This window comes from Pantoea sp. S18, from assembly GCF_045689705.1.
Classification (GTDB): Bacteria; Pseudomonadota; Gammaproteobacteria; order Enterobacterales; family Enterobacteriaceae; genus Pantoea; species Pantoea symbiotica.
The window spans coordinates 1,208,524-1,222,901 of sequence record NZ_CP142688.1 but is presented as its reverse complement, the minus strand read 5'-3'; the positions used below and the strand labels follow the sequence as shown (position 1 = coordinate 1,222,901).

15 protein-coding genes are annotated in these 14,378 nt (G+C 54.2%); 14 read left to right on the top strand and 1 reads right to left on the bottom strand.

Annotation, left to right across the window (positions count from 1 at the left end; all coding sequences use genetic code 11):
• Positions 1–147: 147 nt before the first annotated feature.
• The 8 genes from VIJ98_RS05490 to VIJ98_RS05455 all read left to right on the top strand — a co-directional run bounded on the left by VIJ98_RS05490 (position 148) and on the right by VIJ98_RS05455 (position 7,822).
• On the top strand, positions 148–1,221 hold the full coding sequence (locus tag VIJ98_RS05490; protein ID WP_323272654.1) for a PhoH family protein: 1,074 nt from the start codon (positions 148–150) through the stop codon (positions 1,219–1,221).
• Entirely contained in the window at positions 1,218–1,691 is a 474-nt protein-coding gene (gene ybeY, locus VIJ98_RS05485) for an rRNA maturation RNase YbeY (RefSeq protein WP_008103651.1), read from the top strand. Before VIJ98_RS05490 ends, ybeY begins: the two co-directional genes overlap by 4 nt.
• 82 nt (positions 1,692–1,773) lie before the next feature.
• Complete coding sequence (corC, locus tag VIJ98_RS05480) at positions 1,774–2,655, top strand: CNNM family magnesium/cobalt transport protein CorC (RefSeq protein WP_008103653.1); 882 nt, start codon at positions 1,774–1,776, stop codon at positions 2,653–2,655.
• A gap of 4 nt (positions 2,656–2,659) precedes the next feature.
• A complete protein-coding gene (gene lnt, locus VIJ98_RS05475; RefSeq protein ID WP_323272652.1) occupies positions 2,660–4,186 on the top strand; it encodes an apolipoprotein N-acyltransferase in 1,527 nt (508 codons plus the stop codon).
• Between the two features lie 437 nt (positions 4,187–4,623).
• Positions 4,624–5,517, top strand: a complete 894-nt coding sequence (locus VIJ98_RS05470; protein WP_061717387.1) for a glutamate/aspartate ABC transporter substrate-binding protein — start codon at positions 4,624–4,626, stop codon at positions 5,515–5,517.
• A 161-nt stretch (positions 5,518–5,678) separates the two neighbouring features.
• Positions 5,679–6,419 (top strand): amino acid ABC transporter permease, encoded by a 741-nt coding sequence (locus VIJ98_RS05465; RefSeq protein ID WP_008103659.1) that lies wholly within the window; start codon positions 5,679–5,681, stop codon positions 6,417–6,419.
• Positions 6,419–7,096 (top strand): glutamate/aspartate ABC transporter permease GltK, encoded by a 678-nt coding sequence (gene gltK / locus VIJ98_RS05460; RefSeq protein WP_007890689.1) that lies wholly within the window; start codon positions 6,419–6,421, stop codon positions 7,094–7,096. The genes VIJ98_RS05465 and gltK overlap by 1 nt, the downstream gene beginning before the upstream one ends.
• Positions 7,097–7,822 carry an amino acid ABC transporter ATP-binding protein gene (locus VIJ98_RS05455; protein WP_008103661.1) on the top strand — a complete coding sequence of 242 codons (726 nt, stop codon included), beginning with the start codon at positions 7,097–7,099 and terminating at the stop codon, positions 7,820–7,822.
• 96 nt (positions 7,823–7,918) lie between these two features.
• On the opposite strand, the gene VIJ98_RS05450 is transcribed toward VIJ98_RS05455, so the two are convergent.
• Positions 7,919–8,401, bottom strand: a complete 483-nt coding sequence (locus tag VIJ98_RS05450) for a zinc ribbon-containing protein (RefSeq protein WP_007890691.1) — start codon at positions 8,399–8,401, stop codon at positions 7,919–7,921.
• 222 nt (positions 8,402–8,623) lie between these two features.
• Here VIJ98_RS05450 and leuS point away from each other — a divergent pair, with 222 nt between their 5' ends.
• The 6 genes from leuS to rlmH all read left to right on the top strand — a co-directional run bounded on the left by leuS (position 8,624) and on the right by rlmH (position 14,368).
• Entirely contained in the window at positions 8,624–11,206 is a 2,583-nt protein-coding gene (gene leuS, locus VIJ98_RS05445; RefSeq protein ID WP_323272649.1) for a leucine--tRNA ligase, read from the top strand.
• A gap of 14 nt (positions 11,207–11,220) precedes the next feature.
• Complete coding sequence (lptE, locus tag VIJ98_RS05440) at positions 11,221–11,820, top strand: LPS assembly lipoprotein LptE (RefSeq protein ID WP_179451598.1); 600 nt, start codon at positions 11,221–11,223, stop codon at positions 11,818–11,820.
• Positions 11,817–12,848: a DNA polymerase III subunit delta gene (gene holA, locus VIJ98_RS05435; protein WP_323272647.1), complete on the top strand. Its 1,032-nt coding sequence runs from the start codon at positions 11,817–11,819 to the stop codon at positions 12,846–12,848. Before lptE ends, holA begins: the two co-directional genes overlap by 4 nt.
• A complete protein-coding gene (gene nadD, locus VIJ98_RS05430) occupies positions 12,841–13,485 on the top strand; it encodes a nicotinate-nucleotide adenylyltransferase (RefSeq protein ID WP_323272645.1) in 645 nt (214 codons plus the stop codon). The genes holA and nadD overlap by 8 nt, the downstream gene beginning before the upstream one ends.
• Positions 13,486–13,576: 91 nt before the next feature.
• Positions 13,577–13,894 (top strand): ribosome silencing factor, encoded by a 318-nt coding sequence (rsfS, locus tag VIJ98_RS05425; RefSeq protein ID WP_061717393.1) that lies wholly within the window; start codon positions 13,577–13,579, stop codon positions 13,892–13,894.
• A 3-nt stretch (positions 13,895–13,897) separates the two neighbouring features.
• On the top strand, positions 13,898–14,368 hold the full coding sequence (gene rlmH, locus VIJ98_RS05420) for a 23S rRNA (pseudouridine(1915)-N(3))-methyltransferase RlmH (RefSeq protein ID WP_008103678.1): 471 nt from the start codon (positions 13,898–13,900) through the stop codon (positions 14,366–14,368).
• Positions 14,369–14,378 lie beyond the last annotated feature (10 nt).

The window sequence follows — 14,378 nt, the reverse complement described above, 5'->3', positions numbered from 1 at the left end:
TGCTTTCCACAAGTGCTGCCCAAATATCGTTTCTGAAGCTTGCGCCTCGGCGTAGCGCCATAAATAATTCCATAAAGATGTTGAGAGATTGCTCTTTAGCATCCGGCACACTTTTTCAACTGGCCCTGAGTGACCTTAAGGATTCATTTGAATATCGAAACGCGTGAAATCGCCCTTGAACCGGCAGATAACCAACGACTGATGAGCTTGTGCGGTCCGATGGATGACAATGTGAAACAGCTGGAGCGCCGTTTGGGCCTTGAAATCAAACGCCGCGATAACCAGTTCACGCTCACTGGCCGCTCGCTGTGTGTGGACGCCGCCGTCAATATTCTGCGCACGCTGTACGTTGATACCGCCCCGATGCGCGGTCAGATCAAAGATATCGAACCGGACCAGATTCACCTGGCGATCAAAGAGAGCCGCGTGCTGGAACAGAGCGTTGAGAGCGTGCCGGAATTCGGCAAAGCGGTGAACATCAAGACCAAACGTGGCGTGATCAAACCGCGTACGCCTAATCAGGCGCAATACATCGCCAATATCTTCGCACACGACATCACCTTTGGTATCGGCCCGGCCGGTACCGGTAAAACCTATCTGGCGGTCGCTGCGGCAGTGGATGCGCTGGAGCGTCAGGAGATTCGCCGTATTCTGCTGACGCGTCCTGCGGTTGAAGCCGGGGAAAAACTCGGCTTCCTGCCCGGCGATCTCAGCCAGAAGGTCGATCCCTATCTGCGCCCGCTATACGACGCGTTGTTCGAAATGCTCGGCTTTGAGCGTGTAGAGAAGCTGATTGAGCGCAACGTGATTGAAGTGGCTCCGCTGGCCTATATGCGCGGACGTACGCTCAACGACGCCTTTGTGATTCTCGATGAGAGCCAGAACACCACCATCGAGCAGATGAAGATGTTCCTGACGCGTATCGGCTTCAATTCCAAAGCGGTCATTACCGGCGACATCACGCAGATTGACTTGCCGCGCAGCACCAAATCCGGCCTGCGCCACGCCATTGAAGTGCTGGCAGAAGTCGATGAAATTAGCTTTAACTTTTTCCACAGCGAAGACGTGGTCCGTCATCCGGTTGTCGCACGCATCGTGAATGCTTATGAAGCCTGGGAAACCGCCGACCAGAAACGCCGTGATCAACAGGCAGAAGAGCGCAAACGCGAAGCTATCGCAGCTCAGCTTGCCAGCCAAACCAGCCCGCAGGAGCGTTCATGAGCGCGGTGATTCTTGATTTACAACTGGCCTGCGCCGATGAAAACCATCTGCCGGCGGAGAGTGATTTTCAACGCTGGCTGGAAGCGGCGGTAACGCCGTTTCAACCAGAAAGCGAAGTCACGATTCGTCTGGTGGATGAAGCTGAGAGTAATGAGCTTAATCTGACTTATCGCGGCAAAGATAAGCCAACCAACGTGCTGTCATTCCCGTTTGAAGCACCGCCGGGAATTGAACTGCCGCTGCTCGGCGATTTGATTATTTGCCGCCAGGTTGTCGAGCAAGAGGCTGCTGAACAAGGCAAAACCGTCGAAGCTCACTGGGCGCATATGGTGGTGCACGGTACACTGCATCTGCTGGGTTACGACCATATCGAAGATGAAGAAGCCGAAGAGATGGAGGCGCTGGAGACCGAGATAATGCTTGCTCTTGGTTATCCTGATCCGTACATTTCGGAGAAAGAAGACGCCTGAGCCGCTGGTTCAGGTTATTGCGCTGCTGGCGCGGATGCCGGCAGCCCCAATCCCTCATTAGAGAGAACTAAATAAAAACGCCATGAGCGACGACCATTCTCAAAACAGCGACGCACCCAGTAGTAAAAAGGGATTTTTCTCCCTGCTAATCAACCAACTGTTTCACGGTGAACCTAAAAACCGTGATGAACTGCTGGGGTTAATCCGCGATTCTGAGCAAAAAGAGCTGATCGATCAGGACACCCGCGACATGCTCGAAGGTGTGCTGGATATTGCCGAACAGCGCGTGCGCGACATCATGATCCCACGCTCGCAAATGATCACCCTGAAACGCAATCAAACTCTGGAAGAGTGCCTTGCGGTGATTATTGAATCTGCGCACTCACGCTTCCCGGTGATCAGCGAAGACAAAGATCACGTTGAAGGCATTTTGATGGCCAAAGACCTGCTGCCGTTTATGGCCAGCGCGTCTGAGCCGTTCAGCATCGAAAAAGTGCTGCGCACCGCTGTAGTGGTACCTGAAAGCAAGCGCGTCGATCGCATGCTGAAGGAGTTCCGCTCGCAGCGTTATCACATGGCGATTGTCATTGATGAATTTGGTGGCGTCTCGGGTCTGGTGACCATTGAAGATATTCTTGAGCTGATTGTCGGCGAAATTGAAGATGAGTATGACGATGAAGAAGATCGTGATATCCGCCAGCTCAATCGTTACACCTATACCATGCGCGCCTTAACGCAAATTGAAGATTTTAATGAGGTCTTTGGCACCGATTTCAGCGATGACGAAGTCGATACCATTGGCGGATTGGTCATGCAGGGATTCGGCCACCTTCCCGCTCGCGGCGAAAGTATTGTCATTGATGGCTATCAGTTCAAAGTCGCCATGGCTGACAGCCGCCGTATCATCCAGGTGCATGTAAAAATTCCGGAAGACTCACCACAACCGCAACTGGAAGACGAATAATTTTATGGCTTTAGCCTCTCTTTACTCGCAGCAGCGGGTTCGCCTGCTGCTGGCGTTAATTACGGGTGCCATTGGCACCCTTTCCTTTTCCCCCTACGATTTCTGGCCCGCAGCGTTAATTTCGCTGTTTGGTCTGCAACTGTTGCTGCTGGAACGCCGCACTGCGCAGGCAGCAGCGATCGGCTTTGTTTGGGGCTTTGGACTGTTTGGCAGCGGCATCAACTGGGTTTACGTCAGCATCGCCACCTTTGGCGGCATGCCCGGCCCGGTGAACATCTTCCTGGTGATTCTGCTGGCGGCCTATCTGTCGCTTTATCCAATGCTGTTTGCCATCGTGCTCAACCGTTTCTGGCCGCGCGCCACAATCTGGCGTTTGGCTTTAGCGGCACCAGCACTGTGGCAGATTAGCGAGTTCCTGCGCGGTTGGGTGCTCACCGGTTTTCCGTGGCTGCAGTTTGGCTACAGCCAGATCGATGGTCCGCTAAAAGGCCTCGCGCCGCTGGCCGGTGTGGAAACCATTACTTTCCTGTTGATGGTGATCGCGGGCCTGCTGGTGCACGCGCTGCATCATCGTACCGTGAAAAGTTTGATTGCCGCCGCGTTACTGCTGTTATTGCCGTGGCCGCTGCGCATGTTGCAGTGGTATCAACCGCTGCCGGAACGCAGCGTTGATGTTGCGATGGTGCAAGGCAATATTCCGCAGTCGATGAAGTGGGATCCGCAGCAACTGCTGAACACGCTGCGCGTTTACACCTCATATAGCCAGCCGTTTATCGGCAAAGCGCCGATCATTATCTGGCCCGAATCAGCAATTACCGATCTGGAAAGCAACCAGCAACCGTTCCTGCGGGCGCTGGATGCAGACCTGCGTGCACGCGGCAGCTCACTGATTACCGGTATCGTGGATTCACGCGTAGAAGGCGATAATCGTTATCACGATTACAACTCTGTGATTGTGCTGGGTGGCGAGCAGCCTTACAGCTATCAGAGCCAGAACCGATATCAGAAGAATCATCTGGTGCCATTTGGTGAGTTTGTGCCGCTGGAAGAGTTGCTGCGTCCGCTGGCGCCGTTTTTCGATTTGCCGATGTCCTCTTTCAGCCGTGGCGCCTATGTCCAGCCGCAGCTCAAAGTGTCGGGTTATAACCTGACCAGCGCTATCTGCTATGAGATCGTGCTGGGTGAGCAAGTGCGCGCCAACTTCCGCCCTGATACTAACTTCCTGTTGACGATCTCCAACGATGCCTGGTTCGGTCACTCCATCGGGCCGTGGCAGCATTTCCAGATGGCACGCATGCGTGCGCTGGAGCTGGGGCGTCCACTGTTGCGCTCCACCAACAATGGCGTCACGGCGGTGGTGAATGCCAACGGTGAGGTGGAGAAAGAGCTGCCGCAGTTCACACGCGATGTATTGGAAGCCAAAGTGACACCAACCACCGGCGAAACACCTTATGCCAAAGCAGGCATCTGGCCGGTGTGGATGCTGACGCTGATTGGCATTGTGGTGGCCATTCTGCGCCGTCGCCACTAGTTGAGGCTGCTATGCAAACAGGCGAAGTGAATACTTCGCCTTTTTTATGCGCTGTTTTCTCTCCCTTCCGTTGTGCTTTCCCCGATTCTCTGCTGGCTTTTTACACTTATTCATCGTGCTGGCACGATCATTGCTATTTATTTCAGTGATTTTCGCAAACATCGGCTTTTGTCAGCGTAATGCAACCTTTACGCACTAATTTATGGCAATGATGCGCACTCTATTAGCGCATTGGTGAATTTTTGCCTTTTATTGGTGCGGAGCGGCTCGCAAAAAAGAAACTTTTTTGTTTCATTGCGTTAACAATTCGCTATGTTAATCACTATCCTGCGTGCAGTTGCGCTATGGGATAACTAAAAAAGCAGCACGAAATACACACAACATCACAATCTGCGCAGTTTATGTTCTGCGCGACATCCATACGAAGGAGTTGGAACATGCAGATACGCAAAGTGGCATTATCTCTTTTGCTGTTGGGAGCAGCAGCGGGAGCGGCCCAGGCGGAAGATCTCACTGGTACCCTGAAAAAAATCAATGATAGCGGCGTGATCGTCGTTGGGCATCGTGAATCATCAGTTCCCTTTTCTTACTATGACAACCAGCAAAAAGTGGTTGGCTATTCACAGGATTATTCAAACGCCATCATCGCGGCTATCAAGGCCAAACTGAATAAGCCTGATTTGCAGATTAAAATGCTGCCGATTACCTCGCAGAACCGTATTCCACTGTTGCAGAACGGGACTTACGATTTTGAGTGCGGTTCTACCACCAACAACCTGGAACGCCAGAAGCAAGCGGCATTCTCTGACACCGTATTTATCATCGGTACACGTCTGCTGGTGAAAAAAGGCGGCGACATCAAAGATTTCCCTGATCTAAAGGGCAAAACCGTTGTCGTGACCTCCGGTACCACTTCTGAAGTTCTGCTGCACAAGCTGAACGACGAGCAGAAAATGGATATGCGCATCATCAGCGCGAAAGACCATGGCGATTCTTTCCGTACGCTGGAAACCGGTCGTGCCGTGGCCTTCATGATGGATGACGCGCTGCTGGCGGGTGAACGTGCCAAAGCCAAGAAGCCAGACAACTGGGATATCGTGGGTACACCGCAGTCGAAAGAAGCTTACGGCTGCATGCTGCGCAATCAGGATCCACAGTTCAAACAGCTGATGGATGAAACCATTGCTAAAGCGCAGACCTCTGGCGAAGCCTCAAAATGGTTTGAAACCTGGTTCAAACAGCCGATTCCACCGAAGAATCTGAACCTGAACTTCGAACTCTCAAGCGATATGCAGGCCCTGTTCAAAGCACCGAACGACAAAGCACTCTGAATTAACAACGACAACAAGGGCAGCCCCGCTGCCCTCTCGATTGCTGAACATGCGGTGCGGACAGACAGACTGTAACAGGCCGTTCCCCTGAAGCAGGATGCAAGACACCGCTCAACAATCTTATGGGTAGCCTCGCTACCCTTTTTTTACCGGAGCTCGTTATGGGTATCGATTGGAACTGGGGCATTTTTCTTGAACAGGCCCCGTTCGGCAATACGACTTACCTCGGCTGGCTGTGGTCCGGTTTTCAGGTCACCATTGCGGTGTCCTGCTGCGCCTGGATTATCGCCTTCCTGGTAGGTTCCTTATTTGGCATTCTGCGTACCGTGCCCAACCGCCTGCTGGCGGCGATTGGCACCTGCTACGTGGAACTGTTCCGTAATATCCCGCTGATTGTGCAGTTCTTCTTCTGGTATCTGGTGGCGCCAGAACTGGTAGGAGAAAAGCTGGGCATGTGGTTTAAGTCTGAGCTGGATCCAAACATTCAGTTCTTCCTCTCTTCCACTATCTGTCTGGGCTTGTTCACCGCTGCGCGCGTCTGTGAACAAGTGCGCGCAGCGATTCAGTCGCTGCCACGCGGTCAGAAAAATGCGGGTTTAGCGATGGGCCTGACGCTGCCGCAAACCTACCGCTATGTGCTGTTGCCGAATGCGTATCGCGTGATTGTGCCGCCGATGACCTCGGAAATGCTTAACCTGGTGAAGAACTCGGCGATCGCCTCGACCATCGGTTTGGTGGATATGGCCGCGCAGGCCGGCAAGCTGCTGGATTACTCCGCGCATGCCTATGAATCCTTTACCGCCATCACTCTGGCGTACGTCGGCATTAACCTGGTGATCATGCTGATTATGAGTGTGGTAGAGCGCAAAATTCGCCTGCCTGGCAATATGGGAGGCAAATAATGTACGAGTTTGACTGGAGTTCGATTGTTCCCAGCCTGCCTTACTTATGGAATGGGTTGATCATTACCTTCAAGATCACCGCGATTGCCGTGGTGTTTGGCATTATCTGGGGCACGATTTTGGCGGTGATGCGCTTGTCGCCAATCGCGCCGGTGCGCTGGTTTGCCAAGCTGTACGTCAACCTGTTCCGCTCCGTACCCTTGGTGATGGTGCTGCTGTGGTTTTATCTGGTTGTGCCCGCGTTCCTGCAGCAGGTGCTCGGCTTATCGCCTAAATCAGATATCCGCCTGATTTCCGCCATGGTGGCATTTGCGCTCTTTGAAGCGGCGTACTATTCGGAAATCATCCGTGCCGGTATTCAGAGCATCTCACGTGGGCAATCCAATGCCGCGTTGGCGCTCGGCATGACGCACTGGCAATCGATGAAACTGATCGTGCTGCCGCAAGCGTTCCGCGCCATGGTGCCGCTGCTGCTAACCCAGGGCATCGTGCTGTTCCAGGATACCTCGCTGGTCTATGTACTGAGCCTGGCTGATTTCTTCCGCACCGCGTCAACCATTGGTGAGCGTGACGGAACCCAGGTTGAAATGATTTTGTTTGCTGGTCTGGTCTACTTTGTGATCAGCCTGAGCGCTTCGCTGTTGGTTACCTATCTGAAAAGAAAGAGGACGGTTTAAATGATTAGCCTGAAAAATGTTTCAAAGTGGTATGGGCACTTTCAGGTGCTGACCGACTGCTCCACCGAAGTGAAAAAAGGTGAAGTGGTGGTGGTCTGCGGTCCGTCTGGCTCAGGTAAATCAACGCTGATTAAAACCGTGAACGGCCTGGAGCCGATTCAAAAGGGCAGCATTCAGGTGACCGGCACCGAAGTGAACAACAAAAAAACCAACCTTGCTCAACTGCGCAGCAAAGTCGGCATGGTGTTCCAGCACTTTGAGCTGTTCCCGCATCTCAGCATCATTGAGAACCTGACGCTGGCGCAGGTTAAAGTGCTGAAGCGTGATAAAGCGGCCTCGCGTGAGAAAGCACAAGGCCTGCTAAAACGCGTTGGGCTCTCTGCGCACGCGGATAAGTTTCCGGGTCAGCTTTCTGGTGGTCAGCAGCAGCGCGTGGCAATCGCGCGCGCGTTGTGTATGGATCCGGTAGCGATGCTGTTTGATGAGCCGACATCAGCGCTTGATCCTGAAATGATCAACGAAGTGTTGGACGTGATGGTTGAGCTGGCGAATGAAGGCATGACCATGATGGTGGTGACGCATGAGATGGGCTTTGCGCGCAAAGTGGCCAACCGCGTGATCTTTATGGATGAAGGGAAAATTATCGAAGACACCAATAAGGATGACTTCTTTAACAACCCGCAATCCGATCGTGCGAAAGACTTCCTGGCGAAGATTCTGCACTGATTCAATATCCTCAAGCCAGGTGCGCATTAATGCGCACCCTACAAAATCACCTCGCTTTTGTAGGGGCGTCATTAATAACGACCTGGCTACCTTTCATCAGGGTTCAAACGGCTGACGCTGGAACTGATCGTGCCCACACTCCGGGCAGCGCGTTAAGCTCTCTGGCGTATAAATCGCCCGCGTGAAGCCGCACTTCTCACAAACTAAATTCCCCAGGCCGACCACTTCGCCGCTCTGGTAAACGCCGTGATGGCGCAAATCCTGAAACACCTCACGCCACTCCAACTGACTTTTGTCGGTGATATCCGCCAGTTCCTTCCATAGGCTTTCGCGAATCACGCGCAAAAACACCGAGTCGCCAACCACATCAGAAGACTCCTGATAGCTCAGCGCAAACTCGTGTAAATCGCGGCGCACGGCGCGCATCACTTCATTCACCTCGGCGGGCGACAGCGTTTTTTTCGCCAGCAAACTTTGCCGCGCCTCGGCCACCAGCGCATCAACATCGCGCTCGCCATGATCCAATCGCTGGGATAATGCTTCAATCGTTGCACGGTATTCCTGCGCCACGTTATTCATTTTGTTCTCCTTTCCGCTGCGGATACTGCTGTTAAGTTTAGCGGTTTTGTCACAATTGCATGGGCAGCAACCGGAGAAATCACAAAAGGGTGAAAGCGGCGGCGCATTCGGCAGAAATCCAGCCTGCGAGGGCGTGAAAAGTTGTTGAGGCGCAGCCTTATGGGTATGCTATGCGGATCTAAAAGTATGCTTAGCGATTTTCACAAAGGACCACAGGCAGCCATGCAAGAGCAATACCGCCCGGAAGAGATAGAATCCCGCGTCCAACAGCACTGGGACGAAAACGAAACCTTTAAAGTGACCGAGCAGGAAGGCAAAGAGAAATATTACTGCCTTTCGATGCTGCCCTATCCTTCTGGCCGCCTGCACATGGGTCACGTGCGTAACTACACCATTGGCGATGTGATTGCGCGCTACCAGCGTATGCTCGGCAAAAACGTCCTGCAGCCGATTGGCTGGGATGCATTTGGTTTGCCAGCCGAAGGCGCTGCGGTGAAAAACAACACCGCGCCTGCACCGTGGACCTACGACAACATCGCCTACATGAAGAACCAGCTGAAATTGCTGGGCTTTGGCTACGACTGGAGCCGCGAACTGGCGACCTGCCAGCCAGAATACTATCGCTGGGAACAGTGGTTCTTCACCAAGCTGTATGAAAAAGACATGGTCTATAAAAAGACCTCGGCGGTGAACTGGTGCCCGAACGATCAGACCGTACTGGCCAACGAACAGGTTATTGACGGCTGCTGCTGGCGCTGCGATACCAAAGTTGAGCGCAAAGAGATCCCACAGTGGTTCGTTAAAATCACCGCCTATGCGGAAGAGCTGCTCAACGATCTTGATAAGCTGGAAGATTGGCCGGAGCAGGTCAAAACCATGCAGCGCAATTGGATTGGCCGTTCTGAAGGCGTGGAAATCACCTTTGACGTTGCCAACAGCGCCGAGAAGCTGACCGTTTACACCACCCGTCCAGACACCTTTATGGGCGCTACTTATGTAGCAGTAGCTGCAGGTCATCCACTGGCGCAGCAAGCTGCTGCCACTAATCCTGCGCTGGCTGAATTCATCGACGAATGCCGCACCACCAAAGTTGCCGAAGCTGATATGGCAACGATGGAGAAGAAAGGCGTGGCCACCGGCCTGTTTGCTATCCATCCGCTGACCGGTGAAGAGATTCCTGTGTGGGTCGCTAACTTCGTATTAATGGAGTACGGCACCGGTGCGGTAATGGCTGTTCCAGGTCACGACCAGCGTGACTGGGAGTTCGCCACCAAATACAACCTGAACATCAAGCCAGTTATCCTGAATCTTGACGGTTCAGAACCGGATGTAAGTGCTGCCGCAATGACCGACAAAGGCGCGCTGTTCAACTCAGGTGAATACAACGGTCTGGATCATCAGGCGGGCTTCAACGCCATCGCCGATGCGCTGGCAGCTAAAGGCGTGGGCGAGCGTAAAGTGAATTACCGTCTGCGCGACTGGGGCGTTTCCCGTCAGCGTTACTGGGGCGCACCAATCCCAATGGTGACGCTGGAAGATGGCACCGTAATGCCAACGCCAGAAGATCAGTTGCCGGTCATCCTGCCAGAAGACGTGGTGATGGACGGTATCACCAGCCCAATCAAAGCCGATCCTGAGTGGGCCAAAACCACCGTTAACGGTCAGCCGGCGCTGCGTGAAACCGACACCTTCGACACCTTTATGGAGTCATCCTGGTACTACGCGCGCTATACCTGCGCCAACTACCATGAAGGCATGCTGGATCCGGCGGCGGCGAACTACTGGCTGCCGGTCGATCAGTATGTTGGCGGTATCGAACACGCCATCATGCACCTGATGTATTTCCGCTTCTATCACAAGCTGCTGCGTGATGCTGGCCTGGTGAACTCTGATGAGCCGGCCAAACGCCTGCTGTGTCAGGGCATGGTACTGGCTGATGCGTTCTACTACCTCGGCGTGAACGGCGAGCGCAACTGGGTTTCTCCGGTTGACGTCACCGTTGAGCGCGATGAGAAAGGCCGCATTATTAAAGCCATCGACAATGAAGGTCGTGAAGTGGTTTACGCCGGCATGAGCAAAATGTCGAAGTCGAAAAACAACGGCATCGATCCACAGCTGATGGTTGAGCGTTACGGTGCAGATACCGTGCGTCTGTTCATGATGTTTGCTTCGCCAGCAGAGATGACGCTGGAGTGGCAGGAATCGGGCGTTGAAGGTGCCAACCGCTTCCTGAAGCGCGTATGGAAACTGGCTTACGAGCACATTGCCAAAGGCGCGACCGTGGCGCTGGACGTCAACAGCCTGAATGACGATCAGAAAGCGCTGCGTCGCGATCTGCACAAAACCATCGCCAAAGTGGCCGATGACGTCGGTCGTCGTCAGACGTTCAACACCGCCATCGCCGCTATCATGGAACTGATGAACAAGCTGATCCGTGCCCCACAGGAGAGCGAGCAAGACCGCGCGCTGCTGCAGGAAGCGCTGGTCGCTGTGACGCGTCTGCTCTATCCATTCACCCCGCACGCCAGCTATGTGTTGTGGCAGGCGCTGGGCGGCGAAGGCAGCATTGACGAAGCCAACTGGCCGGTAGCCGATGAAGCGGCCATGGTGGAAGATTCACTGCTGGTGGTGGTGCAGGTGAATGGCAAAGTGCGCGGCAAGATTACCGTTGCGACGGATGCCACGCAGGAGCAGGTGCAGGCGCGTGCTGCGCAGGAGCATTTGGTGGCGAAATATCTGGATGGCGTCACCATTCGTAAAGTGATTTATGTCCCTGGCAAACTGCTTAACCTGGTCGTAGGTTAAGTTCAGGAGGAACTGTGCGACAACTGATTATCAGGCTGTTTGTCCTGCTTGCGGTAATGATTACCGCAGGCTGTGGTTTCCACCCACGCGGCACCACTTCGGTGCCGAGTGAGATGAAAACCCTTATCGTCCAGAGCGGCGATCCCTATGGCCCACTGGCACGAGCTGTGCGTCAACAGCTGCGCATCAACAATGTCACCATCATTGAAGACAGCAAAGCGGCCAGTGCCAAATATCCAACGCTGCGTTTAGGGGCTGAAGGCCAGGGACGTGATACCGCATCGGTGTTCATCAGCGGTACTACCGCAGAATACTCGCTGGTGATGACGGTCACTGCACAGGTTCTGCTGCCGGGTAAAGGTATCTACCCGATCAGCACCACCGTGTATCGCTCCTTCTTCGACAACCCGAATGCCGCACTGGCGAAGGATGCCGAACAGGATATGATCGTGCAGGAGATGCGTCAGCGCGCGTCCGAGCAGTTAGTACGTAAACTGCTGACCGTGCATGCCGCGCAGGAAAGCAATAAAGATACCTTGCCGCAGCCTGAGACGATCGCACCGGGACAGAACTCACCGGAAGTGTCCTCTTCGTCAGCCACCAGTCTGCAATGATCAGGATTTATCCTGAACAACTGAGCGCGCAGCTTCGAGAGGGGCTGCGCGCCTGTTATTTTCTCACCGGTAATGAACCCCTGCTGATTCAGGAAAGCGCAGATGCGATCCGTGCTACCGCCAGCGCACAGGGATTTGAAGAGCACTTCAGCATCACCCTTGATGCGCAAACGGATTGGGATGCGATCTTCGTCAGTTGCCAATCGCTTAGCCTGTTTACCCAACGCCAAACTCTGACGCTGCAACTGCCTGAAAACGGTCCAAACGCCGCTATCGCCGAGCAGTTGGTGAAACTCTCTACGCTGCTACACAGCGATATTTTGCTGGTGCTGCGCATGGCGAAACTGACCAAAGCACAGGAGAACAGCGCCTGGTTCAAAGCGCTGAGCGCGCAAGCGGTGTTGGTACCGTGTCAGACGCCTGAACAGGCACAGCTGCCGCGCTGGGTGGCGAGTCGCGCCAAAGCGATGAAATTGAGCGTCGATGATGCAGCAATCCAACTGCTTTGCTACTGCTACGAAGGGAATCTGCTGGCGCTGTCGCAGGCGCTGGAACGCTTATCGCTGTTGTGGCCGGATGGTAAATTGACGCTGCCGCGCGTCGAGGCCGCTGTCAACGATGCCGCGCACTTTACGCCATTCCATTGGGTGGATGCGCTGCTGGCGGGAAAAAGTAAACGCGCCCTGCACATCCTGCATCAGCTGGAGAAAGAGGACAGCGAAGCGGTGATTCTGCTGCGCACGCTGCAACGCGATTTGCTCACGCTGCTGCATCTGCAACGTAATCAGGCGAAACAAGCGCTGCGCACGCTGATGGATCAGCAGCGTATCTGGCAAAACCGTCGCGCGCTGTTTACCGAAGCATTACAGCGCCTTGATGCGCAGCGTTTACAGCGTGCGGTGCATTTGCTGGCAGAGCTGGAACTCAGCATGAAGCAGGATTATGGCCAAAACCTGTGGCCGCAGCTGGAAACGCTGTCGCTGCTGCTGTGTCACCGCGATTTCCCACTGAGCTTTACCGATGTCTAAACTCTACGCCATGTTTGGCGGCACCTTCGATCCGATTCACTACGGTCATCTCCGCCCGGTAGAAGCGCTGGCCCAGCAAGTGGGTTTGAAAAAGGTCACATTGCTACCCAACAACGTGCCGCCGCATCGCCCGCAGCCGGAAGCCAGTGCGCAACAGCGCGTTGAGATGCTGCGCTGTGCCATCGCCGATCGCCCGCTGTTTGATATCGATACGCGTGAACTGGAGCGTGCAACGCCGTCATGGACGGTGGCTACGCTGGAAGCACTGCGTGCGGAACGCGGCACAGAACAGCCCCTCGGGTTTATCATTGGCCAGGATTCTCTGCTAACGTTAGCCAAATGGCATCGCTGGCAAGATTTGCTGTCGCTGTGCCATTTGCTGGTGTGTAAGCGTCCGGGTTACGCCACCCAGATGGAAACGCCTGAGATGCAGCAATGGCTTGATGAGCATCTCGCCGATGATGTGCAGCAACTTCATCACGCGCCAGCGGGACACATCTGGCTGGCAGATACGCCGCTGCTCGATATTTCCGCCACCGAAATCCGTCAGCGCCGCCATGCGGGAATCTCCTGCGCGGATTTACTTCCAGATGCAGTGATCGGCTACATCGATAGCGTTGGCTTATATCGCAGCTAAAGGCAGCATGCTATACTGCGCCGCTTCATTTTCGGCTACCTTTCTCGCATCGTTAGCCCGTCCGTAATCACCTGTTTTTAAGGGGAACCTTTTGCAAGGTAAAGCACTCCAAGAGTTCGTTATTGATAAGATTGATGATCTCAAAGGCCAGGACATCATTGCTATTGATGTTCAGGGCAAATCCAGCATCACCGATTGCATGATTATTTGCACCGGCACTTCAACACGTCACGTCGCTTCTATCGCCGATCATGTGGTGCAGGAATCGCGCACTGCGGGCCTGAGGCCGCTGGGTGTTGACAGCAAAACCGCCTCCGATTGGGTGGTCGTTGACTTGGGTGACGTGATTGTGCACGTGATGGAAGCAGAGAGCCGCCAGCTGTACGAGCTGGAAAAACTCTGGAGCTAAGACGTGAAACTGCAGCTTGTAGCCGTCGGCACTAAAATGCCCGACTGGGTTCAGACCGGTTTCATGGAGTATCTGCGCCGCTTCCCGAAAGATATGCCGTTTGAACTGATCGAAGTGACTGCCGGCAAACGCGGCAAGAACGCCGACATCAAACGCATTCTGGAAAAAGAAGGTGAAGCGATGCTGGCCGCCGTGGGTAAAGGCAATCGTATTGTCACGCTGGATATCCCCGGACAGCCGTGGGAAACACCACAGTTGGCGCAGCAACTTGAACGCTGGAAACTGGATGGCCGCGATGTCAGCCTGTTGATCGGCGGTCCGGAAGGACTGGCGCCCGCGTGCAAGGCCGCAGCCGAGCAAAGCTGGTCACTGTCAGCGCTCACGTTGCCACATCCGCTGGTGCGTGTGCTGGTAGCGGAAAGCCTGTATCGTGCGTGGAGCATCACCACGAATCATCCTTATCATCGTGAATAAACGCCTGACA

Coding starts and splice junctions, on each gene's coding strand:
- gltK (WP_007890689.1), top strand. CDS start 6,419: ATGTACGAGTTTGACTGGAGTTCGATTGTTCCCAGCCTGCCTTACTTA.
- leuS (WP_323272649.1), top strand. CDS start 8,624: ATGCAAGAGCAATACCGCCCGGAAGAGATAGAATCCCGCGTCCAACAG.
- ybeY (WP_008103651.1), top strand. CDS start 1,218: ATGAGCGCGGTGATTCTTGATTTACAACTGGCCTGCGCCGATGAAAAC.
- corC (WP_008103653.1), top strand. CDS start 1,774: ATGAGCGACGACCATTCTCAAAACAGCGACGCACCCAGTAGTAAAAAG.
- VIJ98_RS05465 (WP_008103659.1), top strand. CDS start 5,679: ATGGGTATCGATTGGAACTGGGGCATTTTTCTTGAACAGGCCCCGTTC.
- nadD (WP_323272645.1), top strand. CDS start 12,841: ATGTCTAAACTCTACGCCATGTTTGGCGGCACCTTCGATCCGATTCAC.
- lnt (WP_323272652.1), top strand. CDS start 2,660: ATGGCTTTAGCCTCTCTTTACTCGCAGCAGCGGGTTCGCCTGCTGCTG.
- VIJ98_RS05450 (WP_007890691.1), bottom strand. CDS start 8,401: ATGAATAACGTGGCGCAGGAATACCGTGCAACGATTGAAGCATTATCC.
- holA (WP_323272647.1), top strand. CDS start 11,817: ATGATCAGGATTTATCCTGAACAACTGAGCGCGCAGCTTCGAGAGGGG.
- VIJ98_RS05470 (WP_061717387.1), top strand. CDS start 4,624: ATGCAGATACGCAAAGTGGCATTATCTCTTTTGCTGTTGGGAGCAGCA.
- VIJ98_RS05455 (WP_008103661.1), top strand. CDS start 7,097: ATGATTAGCCTGAAAAATGTTTCAAAGTGGTATGGGCACTTTCAGGTG.